This window comes from Leisingera sp. M523, from assembly GCF_025141335.1.
Classification (GTDB): Bacteria; Pseudomonadota; Alphaproteobacteria; order Rhodobacterales; family Rhodobacteraceae; genus Leisingera.
In genome coordinates this window covers 692,069-716,837 of record NZ_CP081036.1, presented here as the reverse complement: position 1 = coordinate 716,837, position 24,769 = coordinate 692,069, and the positions used below count along the sequence as shown (strand labels likewise).

Annotated in this window: 25 protein-coding genes; 13 read left to right on the top strand and 12 right to left on the bottom strand. The window is 61.5% G+C overall.

Annotation, left to right across the window (positions count from 1 at the left end; genetic code table 11):
* Nucleotides 1–18 precede the first annotated feature (18 nt).
* The 10 genes from K3557_RS03405 to coxB all read right to left on the bottom strand — a co-directional run bounded on the left by K3557_RS03405 (nt 19) and on the right by coxB (nt 8,646).
* Nucleotides 19–843: an MBL fold metallo-hydrolase gene (locus K3557_RS03405; RefSeq protein WP_259997669.1), complete on the bottom strand. Its 825-nt coding sequence runs from the start codon at nt 841–843 to the stop codon at nt 19–21.
* A gap of 280 nt (nt 844–1,123) precedes the next feature.
* A complete protein-coding gene (locus K3557_RS03400; RefSeq protein WP_259986621.1) occupies nt 1,124–1,714 on the bottom strand; it encodes a GNAT family N-acetyltransferase in 591 nt (196 codons plus the stop codon).
* Nucleotides 1,714–2,976 carry a pitrilysin family protein gene (locus tag K3557_RS03395; RefSeq protein ID WP_259997667.1) on the bottom strand — a complete coding sequence of 421 codons (1,263 nt, stop codon included), beginning with the start codon at nt 2,974–2,976 and terminating at the stop codon, nt 1,714–1,716. Before K3557_RS03395 ends, K3557_RS03400 begins: the two co-directional genes overlap by 1 nt.
* Entirely contained in the window at nt 2,973–4,361 is a 1,389-nt protein-coding gene (thrC, locus tag K3557_RS03390; RefSeq protein ID WP_259997665.1) for a threonine synthase, read from the bottom strand. The genes K3557_RS03395 and thrC overlap by 4 nt, the downstream gene beginning before the upstream one ends.
* A gap of 12 nt (nt 4,362–4,373) precedes the next feature.
* Nucleotides 4,374–5,042 carry an SURF1 family protein gene (locus K3557_RS03385; protein WP_259997663.1) on the bottom strand — a complete coding sequence of 223 codons (669 nt, stop codon included), beginning with the start codon at nt 5,040–5,042 and terminating at the stop codon, nt 4,374–4,376.
* Between the two features lie 133 nt (nt 5,043–5,175).
* The gene (locus K3557_RS03380) at nt 5,176–5,985 is read right to left on the bottom strand and encodes a cytochrome c oxidase subunit 3 (protein WP_259997661.1); all 810 of its coding nucleotides are present in this window, start codon (nt 5,983–5,985) and stop codon (nt 5,176–5,178) included.
* Nucleotides 5,986–6,009: 24 nt separating this feature from the next.
* Nucleotides 6,010–6,597 carry a cytochrome c oxidase assembly protein gene (locus tag K3557_RS03375; protein ID WP_259997659.1) on the bottom strand — a complete coding sequence of 196 codons (588 nt, stop codon included), beginning with the start codon at nt 6,595–6,597 and terminating at the stop codon, nt 6,010–6,012.
* A complete protein-coding gene (locus K3557_RS03370) occupies nt 6,597–6,761 on the bottom strand; it encodes a cytochrome C oxidase assembly protein (protein WP_259986640.1) in 165 nt (54 codons plus the stop codon). Before K3557_RS03370 ends, K3557_RS03375 begins: the two co-directional genes overlap by 1 nt.
* 1 nt (nt 6,762) lies before the next feature.
* Nucleotides 6,763–7,704, bottom strand: coding sequence for a heme o synthase (cyoE, locus tag K3557_RS03365; RefSeq protein WP_259997657.1), 942 nt, complete (start codon nt 7,702–7,704; stop codon nt 6,763–6,765).
* A 96-nt stretch (nt 7,705–7,800) separates the two neighbouring features.
* Entirely contained in the window at nt 7,801–8,646 is an 846-nt protein-coding gene (gene coxB / locus K3557_RS03360; protein WP_259986662.1) for a cytochrome c oxidase subunit II, read from the bottom strand.
* A gap of 198 nt (nt 8,647–8,844) precedes the next feature.
* On the opposite strand from coxB, the gene tldD reads away from it, so the two are divergent.
* The 5 genes from tldD to K3557_RS03335 all read left to right on the top strand — a co-directional run bounded on the left by tldD (nt 8,845) and on the right by K3557_RS03335 (nt 16,305).
* Entirely contained in the window at nt 8,845–10,266 is a 1,422-nt protein-coding gene (tldD, locus tag K3557_RS03355) for a metalloprotease TldD (protein ID WP_259997655.1), read from the top strand.
* A gap of 239 nt (nt 10,267–10,505) precedes the next feature.
* Nucleotides 10,506–11,687, top strand: a complete 1,182-nt coding sequence (gene dprA / locus K3557_RS03350; RefSeq protein WP_259997653.1) for a DNA-processing protein DprA — start codon at nt 10,506–10,508, stop codon at nt 11,685–11,687.
* Nucleotides 11,688–11,882: 195 nt separating this feature from the next.
* Nucleotides 11,883–14,510, top strand: coding sequence for a type I DNA topoisomerase (gene topA, locus K3557_RS03345; RefSeq protein ID WP_259997651.1), 2,628 nt, complete (start codon nt 11,883–11,885; stop codon nt 14,508–14,510).
* Nucleotides 14,511–14,953: 443 nt separating this feature from the next.
* Nucleotides 14,954–15,676 carry a CoA transferase subunit A gene (locus K3557_RS03340; protein WP_129371720.1) on the top strand — a complete coding sequence of 241 codons (723 nt, stop codon included), beginning with the start codon at nt 14,954–14,956 and terminating at the stop codon, nt 15,674–15,676.
* Nucleotides 15,676–16,305 carry a CoA transferase subunit B gene (locus K3557_RS03335; protein WP_259997649.1) on the top strand — a complete coding sequence of 210 codons (630 nt, stop codon included), beginning with the start codon at nt 15,676–15,678 and terminating at the stop codon, nt 16,303–16,305. Before K3557_RS03340 ends, K3557_RS03335 begins: the two co-directional genes overlap by 1 nt.
* Before the next feature lie 72 nt (nt 16,306–16,377).
* Here the strand turns inward: K3557_RS03335 and K3557_RS03330 are convergent, their stop codons facing one another.
* Nucleotides 16,378–16,860: a hypothetical protein gene (locus tag K3557_RS03330; RefSeq protein ID WP_259997647.1), complete on the bottom strand. Its 483-nt coding sequence runs from the start codon at nt 16,858–16,860 to the stop codon at nt 16,378–16,380.
* A 259-nt stretch (nt 16,861–17,119) separates the two neighbouring features.
* On the opposite strand from K3557_RS03330, the gene K3557_RS03325 reads away from it, so the two are divergent.
* The gene (locus K3557_RS03325; protein WP_259997645.1) at nt 17,120–17,689 is read left to right on the top strand and encodes a TetR/AcrR family transcriptional regulator; all 570 of its coding nucleotides are present in this window, start codon (nt 17,120–17,122) and stop codon (nt 17,687–17,689) included.
* A 7-nt stretch (nt 17,690–17,696) separates the two neighbouring features.
* Here the strand turns inward: K3557_RS03325 and K3557_RS03320 are convergent, their stop codons facing one another.
* Complete coding sequence (locus K3557_RS03320; RefSeq protein ID WP_259997643.1) at nt 17,697–18,506, bottom strand: lytic transglycosylase domain-containing protein; 810 nt, start codon at nt 18,504–18,506, stop codon at nt 17,697–17,699.
* Nucleotides 18,507–18,861: 355 nt separating this feature from the next.
* Between K3557_RS03320 and K3557_RS03315 the strand changes: the two genes are divergently transcribed.
* From K3557_RS03315 to K3557_RS03285, 7 genes are all read left to right on the top strand, one after another.
* Nucleotides 18,862–19,053: a Flp family type IVb pilin gene (locus K3557_RS03315; protein WP_129371725.1), complete on the top strand. Its 192-nt coding sequence runs from the start codon at nt 18,862–18,864 to the stop codon at nt 19,051–19,053.
* A 397-nt stretch (nt 19,054–19,450) separates the two neighbouring features.
* On the top strand, nt 19,451–19,642 hold the full coding sequence (locus tag K3557_RS03310) for a Flp family type IVb pilin (protein ID WP_129371726.1): 192 nt from the start codon (nt 19,451–19,453) through the stop codon (nt 19,640–19,642).
* A 342-nt stretch (nt 19,643–19,984) separates the two neighbouring features.
* Nucleotides 19,985–20,161: a hypothetical protein gene (locus K3557_RS03305; RefSeq protein WP_259986674.1), complete on the top strand. Its 177-nt coding sequence runs from the start codon at nt 19,985–19,987 to the stop codon at nt 20,159–20,161.
* Between the two features lie 98 nt (nt 20,162–20,259).
* The gene (gene cpaB, locus K3557_RS03300) at nt 20,260–21,117 is read left to right on the top strand and encodes a Flp pilus assembly protein CpaB (RefSeq protein WP_259997641.1); all 858 of its coding nucleotides are present in this window, start codon (nt 20,260–20,262) and stop codon (nt 21,115–21,117) included.
* Nucleotides 21,118–21,332: 215 nt separating this feature from the next.
* Entirely contained in the window at nt 21,333–22,739 is a 1,407-nt protein-coding gene (locus K3557_RS03295) for a type II and III secretion system protein family protein (protein ID WP_259997639.1), read from the top strand.
* 15 nt (nt 22,740–22,754) lie between these two features.
* A complete protein-coding gene (locus K3557_RS03290) occupies nt 22,755–23,384 on the top strand; it encodes an OmpA family protein (RefSeq protein WP_259997637.1) in 630 nt (209 codons plus the stop codon).
* A gap of 154 nt (nt 23,385–23,538) precedes the next feature.
* Nucleotides 23,539–24,768: an AAA family ATPase gene (locus K3557_RS03285; RefSeq protein ID WP_259997635.1), complete on the top strand. Its 1,230-nt coding sequence runs from the start codon at nt 23,539–23,541 to the stop codon at nt 24,766–24,768.
* Nucleotide 24,769: the final 1 nt, after the last annotated feature.

The following is a 24,769-nucleotide window of genomic DNA, read 5'->3' as shown; positions in this document are numbered from 1 at the left end:
ACCGGCTGGCAAGGCAGGTCACTCTTCTTCAGCCAGGTACTTCGGCTGCAGCACATGGATCGTCGGGCGGCCGGGCAGGCCGCGCAGGGAGACCGTAAGGGCGCTATTGCCTTCATTCACGACATCAAACTCAGGGCCGATCCGGGCCAGGAAGCGCTGCAGAGATGCGTCGCTGAACCAATGCATCGGGATAATGACCGAGGAACGCAACCGCCCCAGTACCTCCAGCATCTGATCCAGCGGCAGGGTTATGCCGCCATCCACTGCCGCCATCACCACATCCAGCCGCCCCAGCGCCGCATATTGTTCCGGGGTCGGCACGTGGTGAAGATGGCCCAGATGGCCGATGCAGAGGCCAGCCGCCTCAAAAACGAAGATCGAATTGCCCCGCTTCTCGACTCCGCCGAACATGTTGCGGATGTCAGTGGAGACGTTGCGGATCAGCATCTCTCCCAGATCAAGGTGATGCTCGGCACCTGCCCCGGACGCCGCCCAGCCCTCCAGCACATGGGGAATGGCTGGGTCGGGATGCGCCGTCCAATGGGTTTCATGGGCGTGGTTCATGGTGACCACATCCGGGATCAGCGGCGCAGCGCCGGTGAAGCCGGTGAAATCGGTGACCACATTCAGACCGCCTTCGGTGCGCAGCAGGAAGGAAGCATGCGCGATAAAGCGGATCTGCACGCTGTCCCGGGCAACAGGATCCTGCCAGCCGGCTTGGTGCAGATACTCCAGGCCAGGGGTTGCCCCGGCCAGCGCGATACAATGGCTGGCCCGCCGCTCCTGGGCCTGGAGGGCAGTGGCACAGAGGATCAGCCAAAGGAGACAGCAAAAGCCGCGCATGAGGCAGGTTCTAGGGCGCAAACCGCAGTTGTCAGCCCCCGGGGCGGAAAATTGCGCCGGGCGCGCTCCCGCCTGTTCCAGCAGAATTGAAAATTCTGCCTCTCAGTTGGGCGTGGCGCCGGGCCTGCGGCCCGGCGCGGCCACGGCAGGCCGCAGAACTCTTTCCGGCCGCGAGGCCGGGTAGCGCCGCACCGCAGGTGCGGCGCTACCCCCAACGGAAGCGGTGCATTTCAATGCACCTGCGACGGGCGGGAGTTCCCGGCTGCCTGTGCGCCTGCGGTCATGCCTGGCCCGTCAGGGTTTTGCCGCGCCGGTCGTGCCGCAGCGAAGCGTACAGAACATGGGTCCGCCAGCGGCCGTTGATCTGCAAATAGGACTGGGCGACGCCTTCGTATTTGAAGCCGGATTTCTCCAGCAGCCCGCGGGAAGCCTGGTTTTCCGGCAAGCATGCAGCCTCAATCCGGCTGAGATCCAGTTTGCTGAAGGCGTGATGCACCACCGCGCCGATCGCCTCGCGCATGTAGCCGTGGCGGGCAAAGGGCAACCCGGTCCAGTACCCCAGTGTTCCCGCCTGGGCCGGCCCGCGGCGGATATTGTCAAGCGTGATCGCGCCCAGCAGCATATTGTCGGACCGCCGGATCAGGAACAGCGGCAGCGCCGTGCCCCCAGCCACCGAGCGGCGGGCCCAATAGACCCGGTTGGTGAACGACTTACGGCTGAGGTGGTCCGCCGCCCAGCTGGGTTCCCACGGCGTCAGATAGGGCTGGCTCTGCAGCCGCAGCGCCGCCCAGCCGTGAAAATCCGCATGCACCGGCGGCCTGAGGGTCAGGCGCTCGGTTTCAATGCGGACCTTTCGGCGGTTCAGCAGCATCAGGCGGCGCGCCTCTCCTGCAGCCTCTCCAGCGCCGGAGCGTCTGCAACCGGGCCATAAAGCGCAAGAGCCGCCGGTGCGGAAACCGCCATCTCCTCGGCCATGCTGCGCACATCCTTGGTGGTCACAGCCTCAATCCGCTCAACCGTGTGCTCCAGCGACGGAACCTTGCCCCAGATTTGCACCAGCCGCGCCAGACGTTCCGCCCGGTTCGACGGGCTTTCCAGCCCCATCAGCATCCCGGCCTTCATCTGGGCGCGGGCGCGTTCTACCTCGGCCTCGGACATGTCGTCGGCGGCGCGTTTCATCTCGTCGATGGTGATCCCTGCCAGTTCCTCCAGCTGTTCGCCAGAGGTGCCGGCGTAAACCGTCATTGCGCCGGTATCGGCATAAGACCCGGCCTGCGCAAAGATCGTGTAGCACAGACCGCGCTTTTCGCGCACCTCCTGGAACAGCCGCGAGGACATGCCGCCGCCAAGCGCGCTGGCGTAGATCTGCGAGGTATACATCGACTGGTCGCGATAGCTGGGGCCTTCAAAAGCCAGCGCGAAATGCGCCTGCTCCAGATCCTTGACCTGCCGCGCCTCGCCGCCGGTGAACCGCGCGCCTTCAGCGGTGAAATCGGGCTTGGCTTCCATGTGGCCGAACAGCCGCTCAGCCAGTTTCACCAGCATTTCGTGATCCACACCGCCAGCTGCCGCCAGGATCATCTGGCCGGGGCCGTAATGTTCAGCCACGAAACTCTGCAGATCTTCGCGGTTGAAGCTGCTGACACGCTCTGCCGGGCCCAGGATGGTGCGGCCCAAGGGCTGGCCGCGGTAGCTTTCCTCCTGCAACCAGTCAAAGATCACATCGTCCGGCGTGTCCAGCGATTGGCCGATTTCCTGCAGGATCACGCCGCGCTCGATCTCGATCTCGCGGGCATCAAACACCGGATTCAGCAGGATGTCCCCGATCACATCCACGGCCAGCGGCACGTCCCCCTTAAGAACGCGGGCGTAATAGGCCGTCACCTCGCGCGATGTGTAGGCGTTGATATAGCCGCCCACATCCTCGATCTCCTCGGCGATTTGCAGGGCCGAGCGGGTCTTGGTGCCCTTAAAGGCCATATGCTCCAGGAAATGGGCGATGCCGTTCTGCTCAAGCCGCTCGTGGCGGCCGCCGGCATTGACCCAGATCCCGACCGCCGCGGATTCCAGTCCTGGCATGTGTTCGGAGACGATGCGGAACCCGTTGGCGAGTGTGTGCTGCTGAACTGTCAATTCGCGATATTCTTTCTGATGTGATCCTCGAGGGCGGCCAGATCGTTGGCGATCCGGGTCACCCGTTCCGGCCTGTCATACAGGTCGCCCATGCGCGGGGGAAGAGGCGGATGGATACCGCTGGCATCTTCGACCGCTGCCGGGAATTTCGCCGGGTGCGCAGTGGCCAGCGTGATCATCGGCACGTCGGCCTGGCGGTGCTCATTTGCGACCTTCACCCCGACGGCGCCGTGCGGGCACAGCAGTTCGCCTGACGCGGCCAGCTCGGACTTGATGGTCGCCAAGGTCTCCTCCTCGGAGGTGCGGCCCGAGACGTAGGTCTCGCTCAGCGCCTGCATCGCGCCTTGGGAGACGTCAAAGCCGCCGTTCTTCAGCTCATCCATCAACAGCGCCACCGCCTTGCTGTCCTGGCCGTAGGCGTAGAACAACGCGCGCTCGAAGTTGGACGACACCTGGATGTCCATCGAGGGTGAGATCGAGGGAGCGGTATCGCCCTTGTAATAGCCCTGCCCTGACAGGCAGCGGTGCAGGATATCGTTCTGGTTGGTGGCGACGACCAGCTGGTCGATCGGCAGGCCCATCTGCTTGGCGATAAAGCCTGCAAAGATGTCGCCGAAATTGCCGGTGGGCACGGTGAAGCTGACCTTGCGGCCCGGCGCGCCAAGGCTGACGGCGGCTGAGAAGTAATAGACCACTTGTGCCAGCACGCGGGCGATGTTGATCGAGTTCACGCCGGCCAGTTTCACGCCGTCGCGGAAATCGAAGTCGTTGAACATGTCCTTTACGCGGGCCTGGCAATCGTCAAAATCGCCATCGACAGCCAGCGCGTGGACGTTGGCATCCTGCGGCGTGGTCATCTGGCGGCGCTGCACCTCCGATACGCGGCCATGCGGATAGAGGATGAACACATCGACGTTGCTGAGACCGCGGAACGCCTCCATCGCCGCCGAGCCGGTATCGCCCGAAGTGGCGCCTGCAATGGTCACCCGGTCGCCGCGGCGTTCCAGTGCCGACTGGAACAGCTGGCCGATCAGCTGCATGGCAAAATCCTTGAACGCCAGCGTCGGGCCGTGGAACAGCTCCAGCAGGAAATGGTTCGGCGCCAGCTGTTTCAGCGGTGCGCGGGCGGCATGGCCAAAGCCCGCGTAGGCGCGGGCGATGATGGCGCGGAACTCCTCGTCGGTGAAACAGTCCCCCAGGAAAGGCCGCATCACGCGGAAGGCGGTTTCCTCATAGGAGAGACCGGCCAGTGCGGCGATGTCATCCTGGGACATCTGCGGAATTTCGGCCGGCACATAGAGACCGCCGTCGCGGGCAAGCCCGGTCAGCATCGCGTCTTCAAAGGTCAGCTCGGGCGCTTGGCCCCGGGTCGAGATATATTTCATCGCCTTGGCTCTCTAGGAATTGGCGCGGTTGCGCCGCAGGAAATAGACAGTCATCGCAGCCCAGATGAAGGCCAGCGAAAACCAGGTGATCGCATATTGCAAGTGGTTGTTTGGGATGGTGCTGGTGCTGATCCCCATCGGCCGGACATTTTCCCCGAGAGGCTCGCGTGAGATCACCAGGACCGGTTCTGTCTTCAGGGTGGCGGCCATCTCGGCCAGATCGCGCGCGTACCAGAAATTGCCGGCCGGGTCATTCTGCGGGGTAAAACTGTCGCGCTCAACCGGCCAGTGCAGGTTGCCGGCGGCATAGACCGGGCCGGTGCCGCGCTTGGCGTTCTTTGCTGCCTCGGGCACGAAACCGCGTTCCAGCAGGATACGGCGGCCTGTCTTGTCTTCCGTCAGGGCCTGAATGATCCGGAAGCCGGTACCGGTTTCCTTGGAGCTGACCAAAACGTGCAGCTCGGCACCCGAGATTGTCCCGAACAGATCCACGGCTTGGTACTTGTGCTCTGCCGCGTTGGGGGAGGCTGGCAAGGGTTCAGGCAATCCGGCCAGCCGGAAGATTATATCCTCGATGACCTGCTCTTTCCACGCCAGCCGCTGCAGCTGCCAGGTGCCAAGGCCCAGCAGGATCGCGATTCCCAGACCGCTGACCACCACCAAAAAACCGACATGCCGCATCCGGGCCGCTCCGCTTCAACAGTAAAGGCGCGCAGAGCGTGATGCCCTGCGCGCCTTGCTCATTAAGGTCTGTCTGCGGCTTTTGGAACCGCAAACATGTAACCGTTACAAACCGCCCGTTACAGGCCGCCGATTAGAGGCCGGAAGTGCCCCAGATGTAGACAGCGACAAACAGGAACAGCCAAACGACGTCCACAAAGTGCCAGTACCAGGCAGCGGCCTCGAAGCCGACGTGCTGTTCCGGGGTGAAGTCGCCCTTCATCGCGCGGATCAAGCAGACGGTCAGGAAGATGGTGCCGATCACAACGTGGAAGCCGTGGAAGCCGGTTGCCATGAAGAAGTTCGAATAGAACTCATCGCCGCCGAACTGCCAGCCTTCGTGCAGCAGGTGGTAGTATTCGTAGCCCTGCAGCGCGGTGAAGAGGATGCCGAAGGCAATGCCGATGGCCAGGCCCTGCACCAGTGCCTTGCGGTCGTTGTTGTGCACCAGCGCATGGTGCGCCCAGGTCACGGCGCAGCCCGACAGCAGCAGCAGCAGCGTGTTGATCAGCGGCAGGTGGAACGGGTCGACGGCAACGATCTCCGGCTTCAGGTACTCGGTGCCGATATAGGTCTCCATCGGGTAGATGGCATGTTTGAAGAATGACCAGAACCAGGCGAAGAAGAACATCACCTCGGACATCACAAACAGGATGAAGCCATAACGCAAGCCGATCCGCACCACAGTGGTGTGATCGCCGGCCTTGCTTTCGGCGACAACTTCGGACCACCAGGCGAAGGCCGAGTAGAGAACTGCAACCAGGCCGATCCAGAATGCCCAGGCAGTGATGCCCTTCATCCAGAAGACCGCGCCGACCAGCATGACAAAAGTGCCCAGCGATGCGGCCAGCGGCCAGATCGACGGCGGCAGAATATGATAATCGTGATTTTTAGCGTGCGCCATTCAAGTGTCCCTCACCAAAGCGGCCTAATTCGTGGTTGCCCCTGCCCCGGTGTTATTCCCGGTGTCGAGAGCAGCAAAGCCCTCGGGCAGATCGATTTCATGAAACGTGTACGAAAGCGTGATCGTATGCACGTATTTTGCGTCCCGGTCGTCAAGGATTTCGGGATCGACAAAGAAGGTCACGGGCATCTGCACCCGTTCCCCCGGCTGAAGCACCTGCTCGGTAAAGCAGAAGCAGTCTATTTTTTCAAAAAACCCGCCGGCCTGATAGGGCGTCACATTGTAGGACGCCTGCCCTGCCACGGGGCGGTCGGTCGGGTTGTAGGCCTCGTAAAAGGCCAGTCCGGTTTCCCCCAGCTTGATCTCCATCTCGCGCTGGGACGGTTTGAACTCCCACGGCATGCCGCGCTGTTTTGAGCCGTCAAAGCGCACTGTGATGGTCTGATCCACAATCGTGTCCGAACCGGTGCTGGCAACGCCGGTAACGCCGCCAAAACCAGTGACCCGGCAGAACCAGTCATAAAACGGGACCGAGGCCCAGGACAGGCCGCTCATCAGGACGACAACGCCCACCAGCTGGACAACAGTTTTCTGCGGCCCCTGCAACGCCATCAGTTCTGCTCTCCCTGGGCGTCCGGGAATTTGAAAGTGGCCGAGGTCACCTTGGCCATGGTCAGCGCCATCACCAGCACCACAAAGGCGCCCAGCAGGATGCCAACGCCTTTGTTCAGGCCGGAGCGGCGTTTGTGGATCTCATGCTGTTTTCGCAATGCCATCTTACCAGCCTCCCAGGCCGTAGGGCTTCAGCAAAGCTTCCGCCAGGATCGCACCGAAATGCAGGAACAGATAGAGCAGCGACAGTTTGAAGAAGCTGCGCTCCACCTTGAAGTTGTCGTTCTCGGAATCGTCCTCATCGCGGCGGGTGATCTTCCAGGCGCCATGCAGGAACAGCGCGTTCATGACCAGCGCTGCGGCCAGATACAGCGGGCCGCCGATGCCGGAGAACGCGGTGCCAATCGCCAGCACCGCCAACAGGACTGTGTATACCAGAATATGGACACGGGTGGCGCGGCGGCCGTGAGTCACGGTCAGCATCGGCACGCCGGCATCGTCATAGTCCGAGCGCATGAACAGCGCCAGCGCCCAGAAATGCGGCGGCGTCCACATGAACGTCAGCAGGAACATCAGCCAAGGCTCAACCGACATGGTGCCAGTGGCGGCAATCCAGCCGATCACCGGCGGGAAGGCCCCCGCAGCACCGCCGATCACAATGTTCTGCGGCGTCGCGCGTTTCAGCCACATGGTGTAGACCACCACGTAAAAGAAGATGGTGAAAGCCAGGAAGGCGCCGGCAAAGACATTCGCCGCCAGCGCCAGCATGATCACTGACAGGCCTGACAGCGCCAGACCCAGCGCCAAAGCCTCGCCCGGCTCCACCTTGCCGGACGGGATCGGGCGGGTCTTGGTGCGCTTCATCACCTTGTCGATGTCAGCGTCCCACCACATGTTGAGCGCACCGGACGCACCGCCGCCAATAGCGATGAACAGGATGGCGCAGAAGCCGATAACCGGATGCACGGAGACAGGCGCGGCCAGCAGCCCGACCAAAGCGGTGAACACCACCAGCGACATGACACGGGGCTTCAGCAGCGCGAAATAATCGCCGAAACTGGCCTCGTCTTCATATGCACGGCTTGCGTTGATGCTTGCGTCGCTCATCTTGGGTCCTTTGGCGGCAATAGGTGCGCATTGCTGCGCACCCTGATCTTTTGACTATACCACACGAAGCGCTCTCAAGCTCCGTATGGCCAGGTCTCAGTTGGAGGCGACCTGATAGGCCTGCGGCAGGCCCGCGTATTCTTCCTTGGCGCCTTCCAGCCAGGCGTCATATTCCGCCTGGGTCACAACCTTGACGGTGATCGGCATATAGGCGTGGTCCTTGCCGCACAGCTCGGAGCACTGGCCGAAGTAGATGCCTTCCTTGCCTTCATCGACGTTGAACCACAGCTCTGCCAGACGGCCGGGAACCGCGTCCTGTTTCACGCCGAATGCGGGAATGGTCCAGGAATGGATCACGTCAGCCGCAGTCACCTGCATCACAACGGTTTTGCCCGACGGCACCACAACAGCCGTGTCGGTGGCCAGCAGCCACTCGTCCTCGGCATAGCCGTTTGCAGCCAGCTGGTCCTTGGGCAGCAGGAAGCTCTCAAAACCGAATTCGTGGTCGGTGTATTCATAGCCCCAGTACCACTGGTAACCCGTCACCTTGATGGTGATGTCGGCCTTGGGGATTTCCTGCTGGGCAAACAGCTGCGGCAGCGAGAAGGAACCGATGAACACCAGCACCAGGATCGGGATAATGGTCCAGGCGATTTCAACCGGGGTGTGGTGGGTGAACTTGGCCGGCGTCGGGTTGGCGCGCTTGTTAAAGCGGACAATGGCGTACAGCATCAGGCCGGCAACAAAAACACAGATCACGGTAATGATCACCAGGATCATGTAATCCAGTTTCTGCAAGCCATCCGCCAGCGAGGTCGCCGCCGGCTGGAAGTTCAGGCCGCCGTCAACCGGCTTGCCAATGGTTTTCAGACCTTCTTGCGCCATTGCCGGAAGGCTTGAAAGGCCGGCGAAAAGGCCCGAAAGCATCAAAGCGTTTTTCATGTTCTGTCCTGATCGGTTGATCGCATTGTTCCTGCGGCAGCACGAAATGCGGGGGGAATCATTGATTCCCACAAAACGCACCTGCCCCGTTGTCTTTGACGCTGGTTAAAATCATATTCGGGGACACAGATAAAGAGGCAGCCAAGCGTCAAACCGTCGCTTTCTTGATTTAGATCAAAAAAATCCGAGGACCGTGCCATGGAAAACCCAGCCTTCCGTCCCTTTGAAACCGCGCTCCCCGAGGATGAGGCCCTCGCCAGCTTGCGCGATGCGCTGAATGGTGCAGAGGATGGCGAGATCTTTGCAGAGCGCCGCAAATCCGAAGCGCTGTCCTTTGATGACGGGCGGCTGCGCAGTGCCAGCTATGACGCCTCCGAGGGCTTTGGCCTGCGGGCTGTGAACGGCGATGTGGCAGGATATGCGCATTCTACCGATGTCTCCATTGCGTCACTGAAGCGGGCGGCAGAGACCGCCAAGCTGGCAGTGGGAACCGGCGGCGGCACCTATTCGGATGCGCCGCAGGCGACCAATGCCAAGCTGTACACCGATGCCGACCCGATCAGCGCCATGCCGTTCCCGGTGAAGGTAGAAACCCTGCGTGAGGTTGACGCCTATGCGCGCGGCTTGGACCAGCGCGTGGTGCAAGTGTCTGCATCGTTGGCCGCCTCGCTGCAGGAAGTGGAGATCCTGCGCGCTGACGGAACGCGTGTGCGCGACATCCGCCCGATGGCGCGGTTCAACGTGTCGGTGATCGTCGAAAAGGACGGCCGCCGCGAAGGCGGCTCGGCCGGCGGCGGCGGGCGGCTGGGGCTGGACGGGCTGGTCGATCCTGAACATTGGCAGGCCCAGGTACAGGAGGCATTGCGGATTGCGCTGGTGAACCTGGATGCGGTCCCTGCCCCTGCGGGCGAGATGGATGTGGTGCTTGGCCCCGGCTGGCCCGGCATCCTGCTGCACGAGGCGATCGGCCACGGGCTGGAGGGCGACTTCAACCGCAAGGGTTCCTCCGCGTTTGCCGGGCTGATGGGCCAGCAGATCGCCGCCAAGGGCGTTACGGTACTGGACGATGGCACCATTCCCGACCGGCGCGGATCAATCACCGTGGATGACGAAGGCACGCCGAGCCAGAAAACCACGCTGATCGAGGATGGTGTTCTGGTGGGCTTCATGCAGGACCGCCAGAATGCACGGCTGATGGGGGTTTCCCCCACCGGCAACGGGCGGCGTCAAAGCTACGCCCATGCGCCGATGCCGCGGATGACCAATACCTATATGCTGGGCGGCGAGGCCGATCCCGGTGATCTGGTCGCAGGCATCAAGGACGGCATCTGGGCCGTGGGATTCGGCGGCGGCCAGGTGGATATTACAAATGGCAAGTTCGTGTTCTCCTGCACCGAGGCTTACAGGGTGAAAGACGGCAAGGTCGGCGCGCCGGTTAAGGGCGCCACGCTGATCGGCGACGGCGCCACCGCGCTGAAACAGATTCGCGGGCTTGGCAACGACATGGCGCTGGACCCCGGCATGGGCAATTGCGGCAAGGCGGGCCAATGGGTGCCGGTCGGCGTCGGCCAGCCCTCTGTGCTGATGGGCGGCCTGACGGTGGGCGGGTCAGCGGCCTGAGGCAGCGCAAATTCACGGTAAAACCATGTTTTGACCGCAAAAATCCGGGCCGCCCGCCAGTGTTGCCGGCCCGGATTACGGCAATGCCTCCCCGTTCGAACTGTGAGCGAAAGGTAATTTCCCCCGTTTTCCGGCTACTTAAGAAAATTTTCGGGGAATTGGCCGAAAACCCTCCAGCGTTCACCACCTGTTAACCCCCTTAAGGTTAATTCTGGTTCTGCAAACAGGCGGAGCTGCGGATGACCGAAGAAACACTTTCTTCCACTCACCCCCCACTCCCACCCACCACGGAAGATACCCGGTTTTCCTGGCTTCGCCTTTTGCGCTCTAAACGGGTCGGCCCGGTGACCTTTCACCGGCTGCTCGCCGAATATGGTTCAGCGCAGAACGCGCTGGATGCGTTGCCCGAAGTGGCACGTTCCGCAGGTATCAAAGGGTATGAAACATGCCCCGCCAAGGCGGTAGACGCTGAAATTAGGACCGCAAAAGCCGCCAAAGCGCGGCTTTTGTGCTTTTCCGACCCGGAATACCCTGAGCTCCTCCGCAGCCTGAAAGATGCACCGCCGCTGTTGTGGGCCATTGGCGACCTTGCGGCATTGCGGCGTCCGTTGATTTCCATGGTCGGCGCCCGCAACGCGTCTTCGCTGGGGTTGCGCATGGCCAGATCGCTGGCGCAAAACTTGGGCGACGCCGGCTATACTGTTGTCTCCGGCATGGCCCGCGGCATCGACACCGCCGCGCATCAATCAGCGCTGCAAACAGGAACAATTGCCATTCTGGCGGGCGGCGCCGATGTGATCTATCCGGCAGAAAACGCCCGGCTTGCCGAAGACATAGCCGGTACCGGGCTGCGCCTGTCAGAGCAGCCGATGGGCAAGACACCGCAGGCCCGCGACTTCCCCAAACGCAACCGGATCATTGCCGGCATGTCCCGCGCCGTTGTGGTGGTGGAGGCGGCCGCCAAATCCGGCAGCCTGATCACTGCCCGCGACGCGCTGGACTACGGCCGCGAGGTTCTGGCGGTGCCCGGTCATCCCTTTGATGCCCGCAGTTCCGGCTGCAACAGGCTGATACGCGACGGCGCCCTGCTGGTCCGCAGTGCCGCCGACGTGCTGGAGGCGCTGCCGCCGCAAGACCTGTCACAGGAACAGGCGCCGGCAACCGGCAGCCCGCAGCTGGCCCTGGCCGGCCTGCCGCAGCAGCCGCCCGAACGGCGCAGCCTTGCGCAGACCAACGCCCTGCATCAGCAGATCCTCGGCCGGCTCGGACCCTCCCCCACATCTGAGTCCGACCTGCTGCGCGAACTTTCCTTGCCGCCGCAGCTGCTGGCCCCGGCGCTGACGGATCTGGAGCTGGAAGGCGCGATCCGGCGCCAACCGGGCGGGTTGCTGTCCAAGGCCTTTCCGGAAAATGAAGACTGACCCTGCGCGCCTTGCCTTGCCCCTGCCTGCCGCGCCGGACAGCAGGAACAGGCTGCCGCGAACCGTCGGAATACCACCGTAAAAGGCCCGTTTCCCGCCGCGTCGAATGCACCTGGATTGACAATCTCCCCTTGCGCCCCACATCCTGCCCCGCCATAGAACCCGCAGAAGCGGTCCGAAGAGGTTACAGAATTTATGCCAGTAGTCGTTGTCGAATCCCCGGCCAAAGCAAAGACAATCAACAAATATCTTGGCTCCAACTATACGGTTCTGGCGTCTTACGGGCATGTGCGCGACCTGCCAGCCAAGGATGGTTCGGTCGACACTGACGCTGATTTCGACATGACCTGGGAGGTCGGCAATGATTCCCGCAAGCACGTCAAGGCGATTGCCGACGCGCTGAAAGAGGACAATGCGCTGATTCTCGCTACCGACCCCGACCGCGAGGGCGAGGCGATCAGCTGGCACCTGCAGGAGGCGTTGACCAAACGGCGCTCGATCAAGAAGGACACGCCGGTCAGCCGGGTGACATTCAACGCGATCACCAAAGAAGCGGTGACCGAAGCGATGCAGAACCCGCGCCAGGTCGACATGCCGCTGGTCGAGGCCTATCTGGCCCGCCGCGCGCTGGACTATCTGGTGGGTTTCAACCTGTCGCCGGTACTGTGGCGCAAGCTGCCGGGTGCGCGGTCCGCGGGCCGGGTGCAATCCGTCTGCCTGCGCCTGATCGTCGAGCGCGAGATGGAGATCGAAGCCTTCAACGCCCAGGAATACTGGTCCGTGCGCGCCCAGATGGCGACCCCGCGCGGCCAGGAGTTCGAAGCCCGCCTGACGGTGCTGGGCGGCGACAAGCTGGACAAATACAGCCTGAAGACGTCCACCGCTGCCGAACTGGCGGTGCAGGCCGTGGCCTCGCGCCAGCTGTCGGTGCTGTCGGTCGAAGCAAAACCCGCTTCCCGCAACCCCTCTGCCCCGTTCATGACCTCGACCCTGCAGCAGGAAGCCAGCCGCAAATTCGGCATGGGCGCGCGCCAGACCATGAACGCCGCGCAGCGCCTGTATGAGGCCGGCCACATCACCTATATGCGGACCGATGGCATCGACATGGCGCCCGAGGCAGTGCAGGCCGCGCGTGCCGAGATCGAAACCCGCTATGGCGCTGAATATGTGCCCTCCTCCCCGCGGATCTACAAGAACAAGGCGAAGAACGCCCAGGAGGCGCACGAATGTATCCGCCCGACGGATATGAGCCGCGATGCGGCCAGTCTGAAAGTCACGGACGACGATCAGCGCAAGCTCTATGACCTGATCTGGAAGCGCACCCTGTCGTGCCAGATGGAAGGTGCCCGTCTGGAACGCACCACTGTCGACATCGGCTCGGATGACAAACAGGTGGTGCTGCGCGCCACCGGCCAGGTGATGCTGTTTGACGGTTTCATGCGGGTTTATGAAGAAGGCCGCGATGATGTCGCCGACGAAGATGACAAGCGCCTGCCGCAGATCATGCAGGGCGAAGCGCTGAAATTTGCATCTTCGCTGGCCGCGCAGGCTGACAAGGCCGGCAAAGAGGCATCCGTGCTCTCTGAAGACGGCGCTGTGCTGGCGCTGCAGCACCATACCCAGCCGCCACCGCGCTATACCGAGGCGACACTGGTCAAGCGGATGGAAGAGCTGGGCATCGGCCGCCCCTCGACCTATGCCTCCGTGATCACCACAATCCAGGACCGCGAATACGTCCGCAAGGACAAGAACCGCCTGTTCCCCGAGGACAAAGGCCGGATCGTTACGATCTTCCTGCTGAATTTCTTCCGCAAATACGTCGGCTATGAATTCACCGCCAATCTGGAGGAAGAGCTGGATGACGTCAGTGCCGGCAACGGCGACTATAAGGAACTGCTGGGCAAGTTCTGGCGCGATTTCTCGGCTGCCATTTCGGAAACCTCCGAGTTGCGGATCACCGAAGTGCTGGATGTGCTGGATGACGCTCTGGCACCGCAGCTTTATCCACCGCGCGAAGACGGCACCGACCCGCGCGTCTGCCCCAAATGCGGGGCGGGACAGCTGCATCTGAAAACCTCGCGCACCGGCGGCTTTGTCGGCTGCGGCAATTACCCGGAATGCACCTACACCCGACCCATCGCCGGCGAAGGCGCTGATGGCGACGAGCGGCTGCTGGGGATGGAAGGCGAAGATGAGATCCACCTGAAGGCCGGCCGCTTTGGCCCCTATGTTCAGCGTGGAGAAGCAACACCCGAAAACAAGAAGCCGCCGCGCGCCAGCCTGCCCAAGGGCTGGAGCAAGGACGATATGGACCTGGCAAAGGCGCTGACCCTGCTCAGCCTGCCGCGCCAGATCGGCGACCACCCTGAAGGCGGTGTGATTGCCTCCAACTTCGGCCGCTTCGGCCCCTATTTGATGCACCAGCTGCCCGAAGAGGAAAAACCTGTCTACGCCAACCTCAAGGACCCCAACGACGTCTTTGAAATCGGCATGAACCGGGCGGTGGAACTGCTGGCGGAAAAGCGCGCCAATCCGGGCCGCCGCGGCAGCCGGGCTGCTGCCAAACCGCTGAAGGAGCTGGGGGATCACCCCGACAGCGGTGGCGCCATCAACATCATGGACGGCCGCTACGGGCCTTACGTCAAATGGGAAAAGGTCAATGCCACCCTGCCCAAGGACGTGGAACCCAAGGACGTGACCATGGAAATGGCGATGGAGCTGATTGCGGAAAAATCCGCAAAGGGCGGCAAGAAGAAGGCAGCGGCCAAACAGCCCGCAGCCAAGAAAAAGGCAGCCCCTAAGAAGGCCGCAGCGAAAGATTGACAACCGGCGGCGTGGACTTGGGCGGGGTGCTCCCGCCGGTTCCAGGCGCATTGGCATGCGCCCTCACCGTTGGGCCCGGCGCCGCTAACGCGGCGCGGGTCATGTCCTGCGCGCGTCCTTCTCTGTTCTGCGCTGCGTCAAGGGCGGCCCTGCCGCTGCGTCAGCGGCTTGACCTTGGCGCGGCGCAGAACAGTTTCACTCCCGCGAAGGCCCAATAAGGGCAAAGCTGACCTTATTGGCTTCTCAGCAAAGCTTTCTTTTGCGCCGCAAAGCGGCGCCACGCCCAAGGCTAATGGAGCATCTGCCGAAGGCAAATGCTCCAGGAAGGCGCGGGAGCCTTGCCCTTTCTGTTCTCCGTAGAAATACGTGCCCGTCTCCGTATTCATTGACTCTGCTCCAGCAGGCAGCCAGAAATCCCGCAACCGGCATACTGGGAGAACTCCATGAAGAAGGTATATTCCAACGCTGCTGAAGCGCTCGACGGGCTGCTTCACGACGGCATGTACATCGCTGCGGGCGGTTTCGGCCTCTGCGGCATCCCCGAACTGCTGCTGCAGGCGATCAAGGATGCAGGCACCAAGGATTTGACCTTTGCCTCCAACAACGCCGGCGTCGATGATTTCGGCATTGGCATCCTGCTGCAGACCCGGCAAGTGAAAAAGATGATCTCGTCCTATGTGGGCGAAAACGCGGAATTCATGCGCCAGTACCTGAGCGGCGAGCTGGAACTGGAATTCAATCCGCAGGGCACCCTGGCTGAACGCATGCGCGCGGGCGGCGCAGGCATTCCTGGCTTCTTCACCAAGACCGGCGTGGGTACAGTGATTGCCGACGGCAAGTTTGAAAAGCAGTTCCCCACCGGTGCAGACGGCGCCATGGAGGACTACATCATGGAAGAAGGCATCTTTGCCGACCTCGCCATCGTAAAGGCCTGGAAGGCGGATGAGACCGGCAACCTGGTGTTCCGCAAGACCGCCCGCAACTTCAATGCGCCTGCTGCCACCTGCGGCAAGGTCTGCGTGGTCGAGGTCGAGGAGATCGTGCCGACCGGCTCGCTGGACCCGGATTCCATCCACCTGCCCGGCATTTATGTGCACCGCATCATCCAAGGCCAGCACGAGAAACGCATCGAACAGCGCACCGTGCGCAAGCGGGAGGAAGCATAATGCCCTGGGATCGTAATCAGATGGCGGCACGCGCCGCGCAAGAGCTGCAGGACGGCTGGTATGTGAACCTCGGCATCGGCATTCCGACGCTGGTTTCCAACTACATCCCCGAAGGTGTGGAAGTGACCCTGCAATCGGAGAACGGCATGCTGGGCATGGGCCCCTTCCCCTATGAGGGCGAAGAGGATGCCGACCTGATCAACGCGGGCAAGCAGACCATCACCGAACTGCCGCAGACCGCCTATTTCGACTCGGCGCAGTCGTTTGCGATGATCCGCGGCGGCAAGATCGCCATGGCGATCCTGGGTGCGATGGAAGTAGCCGAGAACGGCGATCTGGCAAATTGGATGATCCCCGGCAAGCTGGTCAAGGGCATGGGCGGCGCCATGGATCTGGTCGCGGGTGTCGGTCGTGTGGTGGTCGTGATGGATCACACCAACAAACACGGCGACAGCAAGGTTCTGAAGGATTGCACCCTGCCGCTGACCGGCAAGGGCGTGGTCGACCGGATCATCACCAATCTGGGCGTTCTGGACGTCGTCGACGGCGGTCTGAAGATCGTTGAGTTGGCGGATGGTGTCAGCGAAGACGAGATCCGCAGCGCGACCCAGGCCACCCTGGTGGACTGATCCCGGATCAGATCTGACAATCAGGGCCCGCCGGTTTCCGGCGGGCCTTTTCATTGCAAATCCGGTTTGCAGTCACACTCCGGCAGCGGGCCCGGGCCGTGCGCGAGGCCGTTGGGTGTGCCAGATGGCGCCTTCGGGCGGGTTGACGATTTCATACATGTAAACGCGCTTATCGTACCAATTGACGATCTTCTCCCGGCCGTCTTCGAACACCACCACGCAATAACTGCCCCTGGCCGGGTCACAGCTGTCGCGGCCAAGCATGGTAACGATGACCGGATCCACCAGATGCCGGTTGAACAGCACGATCGCCTTGGTCTGCTTGCCCGAAACATACAAAGCACCTGCAAACAGGCCCGCGGCCAGCAGCACAAAACCCAGGCCCGAGAAATTCCGGAACGGGTTGACCTTTGCAAGCCCCGGAGCAAAGGCGACAAACACCATCCGCCCGAAAATCCCGGTAAAAGCGATCAGGCCGAGCATTGCAAAGGTGCTGGTGGCCTCTTGCGAACCCGCGGCAAGCGCCGCCGGATCAATTCCCAATTCCAATTCCAATTCCTGTCTCCAATTTCTCAAAGCCAAATGATGCGGCTCAATCCTGTCAATTCCTGCACCATAGCGGCGGCGGCAGGAAAAGAACAAAAACTTTGTAGAAAACACACCATTTCAAGACGTTGCGGACAGGCCGCTGGGCAGGTCACTGGGCAGGCTCGCAGAACTCCGGTTATGCCCTGCTTTCGCTTGTTAAACTGATTTGAGTTGCCTGCCCCTTCCTCCGCCAATATGAACAGACCGGTACACATAGAGATGAATCATGCGCCCGAACAAACGAGACGAATTGGTCCGCAAAGCCCTGGACGTGTTTTACCGCAGCGGATTTCACGCGACGGGAATGGACACGCTGGTCAAGGAAACCGGCGTCTCAAAAACCTCCATGTACAAGCATTTCCGCACCAAGGATGACCTGATCAGTGCTGTTCTGCAGCTGCGGGACGAGAACTTCCGCAACTGGCTCTATGGCCGTATGGAAGCCCTGTCGGACACACCGGCGGGCCAGCTGATCGCTGTTTTCACCGCTCTGGGAGAGTGGTTCGGCATGCCCGGGTTTGCCGGCTGCATGTTTGTAAAGGCCAGCTCTGAATTCCAGGACCATGCGCATCCGGTGTACCAGCAGTCCAGTGAACATAAGCAGATGCTGCTGGACCATTTCACTGCGCTGGCCCAATCGGCCGGGGCGCCTGATCCCGCAGCATTGGCCCGGCAGCTATTGATGCTGAAAGAAGGTGCCACTGTCCTGGCCGCCATGTCAGTCACCCCTGCCCCGGCAGAGGACGCGCTGCAAACCGCGCGGATACTGTTGCAGCCTTATCTGAAAGACAGCTGACCGCGCCTTACTTGCCCAGCCTGAAAACGCATCCGTCGGACAAAAACTGCGGCGGTGTCATACATAGGCCGCGCGCCACCTGATAGGCGGCCAGAACCTTGGGCACATAGTCGCGTGTCTCGGCAAAGGGCGGCACCCCCTGGTGCGAGCGCACGGCCCCTTCGCCGGCATTATAGCCAGCCAGCACCAAAATCGGATCGCCGCCGAATTCCCCCATCAGCCAGTCGAGATACTGAATACCGCCGGCAATGTTCTGCCGCGCCTCCAGCGCGTCACTCACCCCGAAACGTTTGGCAGTATCAGGCATCAGCTGCATCAGCCCCTGCGCCCCGGCAGCGCTGACCGCATCAGGCTTGCCGGCGGATTCGACCGCGATCACTGCCAGGACCAAGGCCGGCGACACCTCGGTGCCCAGGCTTTCGGTCAGGATCTGCACCCCGCGTTCCTGCACAATATCCTGCATCAGTTGCAACCGCGGGGCCGCCAGGCCTTTGGCTCCGCTCAAGGCCTGCAGAGCGTCATCCAGACGCCCCGGCCCCGATCCCTCTAATCCAAAGGCAACCTTTTCCCAGAACCAGCCATAACGGCCGGCCGGCTTTGCGCTGCTGTCTGCAGCTGTTTTCAACGCAGGCGCCGGGGGGGCTGGCTCAGGCTCCGGCTCAATCTGTATGGTAATGCGCTTGCCTGTGCCGGACGCCGGCGGCTTGATGCGTTTTGCCTCGAACTGCGGAAAAGGCCGGGGCTGCACCTCCTCAGCCACTGCAGCCAGTGGCATGGCACAGGCTGCCAGCGCCAATACAGTGTTCCCGAATGACATTGCCCTGCCTGCCTGCGGTTTCAGTTCGTTCCAATCTGTGAAAATTGACGCCCGAAGGCCAGTATTCCTGCCCCGGAATCTGGCGCAACCGCCTTATTTGCCCCGGACTGGCGCTGAAATATCACGGGGCACGGTGAAGTAACAAAAAATTAATGCCGCAAAAACAGGTGGATGCACAAGTTATTGCCGAAAAGTAAAAATTGGGCAGCTATTTCCGGGTTTCAGCCCAAATCCTGCCACGCTGCACTGGCTATATGTATTCATCCAAGCCGGACAGTGGTCGAGCAGGTGAGAGAGCAGACCCTGGCGAGATGGCGGGATTACACATTCAGAGATCCTTTGGAGGGACCGAACCATGATCAAGTTTTTCAAAAGCTTCCGCAAAGACTTCCGCAAAGACGAATCCGGTGCTGTGACCGTTGACTGGGTCGTGCTGACCGCAGCTGTCGCCGCACTGGGCGGCGTGGTTTACACCGCTGTGCAGGATGGCGCTTCCACCTTGTCGAGCGACACCGGTTCCTACCTGAAGACCAAAAAACCGACCTAATTGCCGGCGGCGGCGGCGTATATACCGCATCGCGACACCGCAATTCGGGCCGCTCTCTTCGGAGGGCGGCCTATTCCGTTTCCGCTCCACTGCGGGAAAGTCCGGACCTGCATTTTCAACCGGCTGGAACCGTGAAAGCCCCGGCACGCGGGAAGATCCGCCAACCCCGCAATATTCTTTCCGCTTAGCTGTAGAAGACGCCCTTTCCGACACATGCAGTTTCTTGCCAAAAAGTTAAAATTAGGCAGCCAATTCCGAATTCTCGCCCCAATCCTGCCATGCTCCGCTGGCTATATGTATTCATCCAAGCCGGTCAGTGGCCAAGCAGGTGAGAGAGCAGGCCCTGGCAAAACGGCGGGACAGCATTAATTCAGAGATCCTTTGGAGGGACCGAACCATGATCAAGTTTTTCAAAAGCTTCCGCAAAGACTTCCGCAAAGACGAATCCGGCGCCGTGACCGTTGACTGGGTCGTACTGACCGCAGCTGTCGCCGCACTGGGCGGCGTGGTCTACACCGCTGTTCAGGATGGCGCGTCCACCCTGGCAAGCGACACCGGCTCCTACCTGAAAGGCAAGAAGCCGACCTGATCGCAGGCGGTGGCATCCAATCCGCACCGCAGCACAGTAATTCGGGCCACTCTCTTCGGAGGGTGGCCCTTTCATTCGGCACTTCTGCAATGAGGCTGGTCCCGCGTAAAGTTTTCTGGCGAAATCAACCGATTAATATGAGCTTGGGAAGTGGGATTCGAGACAAACCCTGCGCCAAAAAGTGCTTCCTTCCTTACCTCTCACATTAATAGGTTGTTAGGCAAAAAGCACGGATTACGCCCCATTAACGCCCCATTCATGAAGCTTAATGATACTAACACGGGATTGCTTTCAGCAGGCGATCCTATCCCTTGAATCCCTTTGGGCAGCGAGGTCCGCAACATGAAGAAACTATGGTCATTCATTGCCAGTGACGACGGAGCGGTAACCGTTGACTGGGTTATCCTAGCCGCCGCCGCAATCGGGCTGGCCGTATTGATTGCCGGGATGACGCAAGACGGCGCGCTTGGCCTGGCCCAGGGGCTGGCAGACTATATGAGCAATTGGAACTTTGGCTGAGGCTTGGCGGACACCATCAATTGCCGCCGCGGTTCGAGTGATCCAGCAGCCGGTTCCGCCCCGCGGGGCGCCGGCTGACATCTATGAGAGGTAACACAATGCGTGCAGTTTTCGGACTGGTGCTGATTGTCGGTGTGGCCCTCGCGGGCGGCGCCGTCATGATGGCAAAAAACTATATCTCGGCCTATCAGAATGAACTGGCGCGCGAACGCGCAGCCCGCGCCGAAGCGGTACCGCTGGTGGATGTTTTTGTCGCCACCAAACCCTTGAAATACGGCGAGCGGCTGTCCCAGGACGCAGTGCGCACTGTGCGCTGGCCCGAAGATGCCATTCCCGAAGGTGCCTATATCACCCATGAAGAGCTGTTTCCGCCGCATGCCGGTGATCAGCTGAGAGTGGTTCTGCGCGCCATGGAAACAGATGAGGCCATTATGGCCCTCAAGGTCACGGCACCTGGCGAAGACGCCGGCATCACATCGCGGTTGCAGCGCGGTATGCGCGCCTTTGCAATCAAGGTCGATGTCTCCTCAGGTGTTTCGGGTTTCCTGCGGCCTGGCGACAAAGTGGACGTCTATTGGACCGGTATGATGCCGGGATCGGCCGGCAACCGCGGTGAGGTCACCCGCCTGATCCAGACCAATGTCGAACTGGTGGCCGTCGATCAAAGCGCCGGCGGCGACATCAACGAAGCCGTCATTGCCCGCACCGTCACCGTTGCGGCCCACCCCAGGCAGGTCGCCGCACTGGCACAGGCGCAAACCACCGGGCGGCTGTCGCTGGCCCTGGTCGGCGCCGGGGATGACACCATTGCTTCGTTTGTCGAAGTGGACCAGCGCAGCCTGCTGGGCCTGGGGGCATTGGAAGCGCCGCAAGAAGTGGAAAAGGAAAAAGTCTGCACCATCCGCACCCGCCGCGGCGCTGAGGTTGTGGAAATTCCAATCCCCTGCACCAACTAGGAATTTCATTTCCGCGCGGACCGTTAACAGGTTCAGCCGTCCTTTTTCAGCAAAGGGCGGCTGTTTTGCCTGTTGCGCAGGCCCCACAATGGCCCGCAGACAGGAACACCCCAGAAGCCATTGATTCTTGCAATAATTCGGGATCTGCACCACAGTGCCCGAAAGAGCGGGCAAAAAGACCCGGATTTTGAGGCGTGATCGGAAAGGCAGGTCACATGGCAATTGGACGGTTCGTAGCGGCGGCCCTTGTGGGTCTATCGCTTATTGGTATGCCACAGACAGATGGGGCATCAGCGCAATCCTTGCGGGTGGTGAAAAAAGGCACGGTTTCACGACTGGACGTGCCGATGAACCGCGCCGTGGTGGTGGAAAGCGAAACCCCTTTTGCTGAGCTCAGCATCGCCAACCCCGGCATTGCAGATATTTCCTCCCTGTCCGACCGCACGATCTATGTGCTGGGCAAGTCGCCCGGCCTGACCACGCTGACGCTGCTTGATGGTTCCGGCCGGCTGATCACCAATGTGGACGTGCGGGTGGCCGCGGATGTGACCGAATTCAAGGAACGTCTGCGCCAGATCCTGCCTAATGAAAAAATTGAAGTCCGCACCGCCAACGACGGCATCGTTTTGTCCGGCACCGTGTCCAGCGCAGTGCGGCTGCAGCGGGCGCTGGACCTGGCCGAACGCTATGCGCCGGAGCGGGTCAGCAATCTGATGTCGGTCGGCGGTGTGCAGCAGGTCATGCTTAAGGTCCGCTTTGCCGAAATGCAGCGTTCAGTCTCAAAGTCGCTGAGCGCCTCGCTGGGCTTTAACGGCGGCACCGGCAATGGCCGCACCGGCGGCATCAACACGTTGAACACATCCGGCGCGCTGGCCAACTCGCTGGCCGGCAACATCCCTGCCGCCAACGAGAACACCGGCGCCTTCCTGTTCGGCTTCAACGCGGGGTCAGTCCAGGTCAGCCTGCTGCTCGAAGCACTGGAGCAAAAGGGCGTAGTCCGCACCCTGGCAGAGCCCAACCTTTCCGCCCTGTCAGGGCAGGAGGCGAAATTCCTGGCTGGCGGCGAATACCCGGTTCCGATTGCTCAGGAAGGCGGCGTCATCACTGTTGAATTCAAACCCTTCGGGATTGAGCTGAATTTCATTCCTAGGGTGATCGACGGCGATCTAATCAATCTTGAACTGAATGCTGCTGTGTCGGCCATCGACCCTTCCAATGCGCTGGAGCTGAGCGGCCTGACCATCGACGCCTTCACGCGGCGCGAGACCTCGACCACGGTGGAAATGCGCGACGGCGAGAGCTTTGCCATCGCCGGGCTGATCCGTGATGAATTTCTCGACAACTCTTCACAGCTGCCCTGGCTTGGCGACGTGCCGGTGCTGGGCGCGCTGTTCCGCAGCGCCGATTACCAGCGCGAACAGACCGAGCTGGTGATTATCGTCAGCGCCCACCTGGTGACTCCGACCCGCGGCGAGGCGCTGACCCTGCCGACCGACCGGGTGGCGCCGCCAAGCGAAAAGGATCTGTTTCTGTTCGGGCGCACCTCCCGCACCAAAAACGGACCGGCGGCTGAAGTGGCCAAGCAGGATTTCAACGGCTCTTACGGCTACGTGCTGGACTGATAGGGAGTGGCAAAGATGATCAGAACCGCTGCAATTTTCGGCATTCTTCTGGCCGCAGCCGCCTGCGAACGGGAGGCCGGCCGCGAGCTGAACCGCTCAGGCGACTTTGGCGAGGCGACCCTCAGCAATGCGGCAGTTATGAGCGGTGAACGCAGCTTTGCCATCCAATTGGCCGGCCGGTTCGCCAAAGAAGTGCCCACGACGATCAACTTCGATTTTGACAGCGCCCGGCTGGATCAGACCGCGCGGTCGGTTCTGGACCGCCAGGCAGTCTGGATCAAGCAATTCCCCGAGGTGCGATTCCGCGTCTTCGGCCACACCGACGCGGTCGGCAGCAACGGCTATAACAAATCCCTCGGCTTGCGCCGGGCCCGCGCGGCTGTGAACTATCTGGTTTCCCGCGGCATCAGCCGCAGCCGACTGGAAGCAGTGGTCTCGCACGGCGAAACCCAGCCGCTGGTCCCGACACCTGAGCGCGAACGCCGCAACCGCCGGACGGTGACCGAGGTCAGCGGTTTCCTTAAGCGCCACCCGACGGTGCTGGACGGGAAATACGCCCAGATTATCTATCGCGAATATCTGGAAAGCGCGATTCCGGGCACCACCTTGACCGAACAGCAGTCGCTGGAGCGCACGCTGCAGTAGGCAGAGGACGCGGCCAGCTGGTTACGAAGTAGTAACAATTCCCCAGATTTGGGGATTTTTGGCCCCAATATCGCCTAGATTGCCACCGACATTGTTTCCAAGAGGCGGACTGTGCCCAAAGCCCGGTCTGCCCACGTGAACAAGGATGATGGCGATGAGCAGCGGAATACCGCAAACAGACACACCTGCGATTGTTGCCTGCACGATCAGCCGGGACGTGCAGAATTTCGACCTCCTTATCGAAGACATGGAAGCCGTCCTGGGAGAGGCCTGGGGCGATCTGGGCTTTACCGAAGCGCTGGCTTTCTTTGGCCAGACCGAAGCAGAGCCGCTGCAGTTTGTGGCCCTGGCCATCGACAGCGCCGATGAGGGCGATCTGCCGCTGATGGGAGAGATTATCAGCCAGGCGAAGTCGCGCGGCATCAAGGTGATCCTGATCGCCGAGGACGTGACCCCGGCGGCACTACATACGCTGCTGCGCCAGGGCGCGGACGAATTTGTGCCCTACCCGCTGCCGGAACAGGAACTGCAGGCTGCCATCGAACGGCTGCAGGCGCCGGAACCGGAGGTTGCGCAGAACCCGCATCAGCTGCAGTCCGGCAGCCAGCGCGAAGGCGCGGTGATTGTCTGCCACGGGCTGGCAGGCGGCACCGGATCGACCACCATGGCTGTCAACCTGGCCTGGGAGCTTGCAGCGCTCAGCGAACATGACGAGCCCAGCGTGTGCCTGCTGGATCTGGATCTGCAGCACGGTTCGGTCTCGACCTACCTTGACCTGCCCCGCCGCGAGGTGGTGATGGAAATGCTCAGCGAAACTGAAAGCATGGACGCGGATCTGTTTGGCCAGGCGCTGCTGCCGTTTCAGGAAAAGCTGCAGGTTCTGACGGCCCCGTCCGAACTGGTGCCGCTGGATCTGCTGTCGCCCGAGGATATCACACGGGTGATCGGGATGGCGCGTAGCCACTTCGACTTTGTTGTTGTCGACATGCCCCATACGCTGGTGCAATGGTCTGAAACCGTGCTGAACATGGCGCATGTTTATTTCGCGATGATCGAACTGGACATGCGTTCGGCACAGAACGCGCTGCGCATGAAACGGGCGCTGCAGTCCGAGGACCTGCCGTTCGAAAAACTGCGCTTTGCCCTGAACCGGGCACCGAAGTTCACCGATCTTGCCGGCAAAAGCCGGGTCAAACGGATGGCCGAATCCCTAAGCATCTCCATCGACCTGCAGCTGCCCGATGGCGGCAAGCAGGTTCTGCAGAGCTGCGACCACGGGCTGCCGCTGGCCGTTTCGGCAGCGAAGAATCCCTTGCGCAAAGAAATCGCCAAGCTTGCAGCCTCGCTGCACGCATTAGGCCGAAGTGAAGCCGAAGCCGCCTAAG

Coding starts and splice junctions, on each gene's coding strand:
- K3557_RS03400 (WP_259986621.1), bottom strand. CDS start 1,714: ATGCTGCTGAACCGCCGAAAGGTCCGCATTGAAACCGAGCGCCTGACC.
- K3557_RS03325 (WP_259997645.1), top strand. CDS start 17,120: ATGCGCCCGAACAAACGAGACGAATTGGTCCGCAAAGCCCTGGACGTG.
- K3557_RS03315 (WP_129371725.1), top strand. CDS start 18,862: ATGATCAAGTTTTTCAAAAGCTTCCGCAAAGACTTCCGCAAAGACGAA.
- cpaB (WP_259997641.1), top strand. CDS start 20,260: ATGCGTGCAGTTTTCGGACTGGTGCTGATTGTCGGTGTGGCCCTCGCG.
- cyoE (WP_259997657.1), bottom strand. CDS start 7,704: ATGAGCGACGCAAGCATCAACGCAAGCCGTGCATATGAAGACGAGGCC.
- K3557_RS03385 (WP_259997663.1), bottom strand. CDS start 5,042: ATGCGGCATGTCGGTTTTTTGGTGGTGGTCAGCGGTCTGGGAATCGCG.
- K3557_RS03380 (WP_259997661.1), bottom strand. CDS start 5,985: ATGGCGCACGCTAAAAATCACGATTATCATATTCTGCCGCCGTCGATC.
- dprA (WP_259997653.1), top strand. CDS start 10,506: ATGACCGAAGAAACACTTTCTTCCACTCACCCCCCACTCCCACCCACC.
- K3557_RS03310 (WP_129371726.1), top strand. CDS start 19,451: ATGATCAAGTTTTTCAAAAGCTTCCGCAAAGACTTCCGCAAAGACGAA.
- coxB (WP_259986662.1), bottom strand. CDS start 8,646: ATGAAAAACGCTTTGATGCTTTCGGGCCTTTTCGCCGGCCTTTCAAGC.
- K3557_RS03305 (WP_259986674.1), top strand. CDS start 19,985: ATGAAGAAACTATGGTCATTCATTGCCAGTGACGACGGAGCGGTAACC.
- thrC (WP_259997665.1), bottom strand. CDS start 4,361: ATGAAATATATCTCGACCCGGGGCCAAGCGCCCGAGCTGACCTTTGAA.
- K3557_RS03295 (WP_259997639.1), top strand. CDS start 21,333: ATGGCAATTGGACGGTTCGTAGCGGCGGCCCTTGTGGGTCTATCGCTT.
- tldD (WP_259997655.1), top strand. CDS start 8,845: ATGGAAAACCCAGCCTTCCGTCCCTTTGAAACCGCGCTCCCCGAGGAT.
- K3557_RS03370 (WP_259986640.1), bottom strand. CDS start 6,761: ATGGCATTGCGAAAACAGCATGAGATCCACAAACGCCGCTCCGGCCTG.
- K3557_RS03320 (WP_259997643.1), bottom strand. CDS start 18,506: ATGTCATTCGGGAACACTGTATTGGCGCTGGCAGCCTGTGCCATGCCA.
- K3557_RS03375 (WP_259997659.1), bottom strand. CDS start 6,597: ATGGCGTTGCAGGGGCCGCAGAAAACTGTTGTCCAGCTGGTGGGCGTT.
- K3557_RS03290 (WP_259997637.1), top strand. CDS start 22,755: ATGATCAGAACCGCTGCAATTTTCGGCATTCTTCTGGCCGCAGCCGCC.
- K3557_RS03340 (WP_129371720.1), top strand. CDS start 14,954: ATGAAGAAGGTATATTCCAACGCTGCTGAAGCGCTCGACGGGCTGCTT.
- K3557_RS03285 (WP_259997635.1), top strand. CDS start 23,539: ATGAGCAGCGGAATACCGCAAACAGACACACCTGCGATTGTTGCCTGC.
- topA (WP_259997651.1), top strand. CDS start 11,883: ATGCCAGTAGTCGTTGTCGAATCCCCGGCCAAAGCAAAGACAATCAAC.
- K3557_RS03335 (WP_259997649.1), top strand. CDS start 15,676: ATGCCCTGGGATCGTAATCAGATGGCGGCACGCGCCGCGCAAGAGCTG.
- K3557_RS03405 (WP_259997669.1), bottom strand. CDS start 843: ATGCGCGGCTTTTGCTGTCTCCTTTGGCTGATCCTCTGTGCCACTGCC.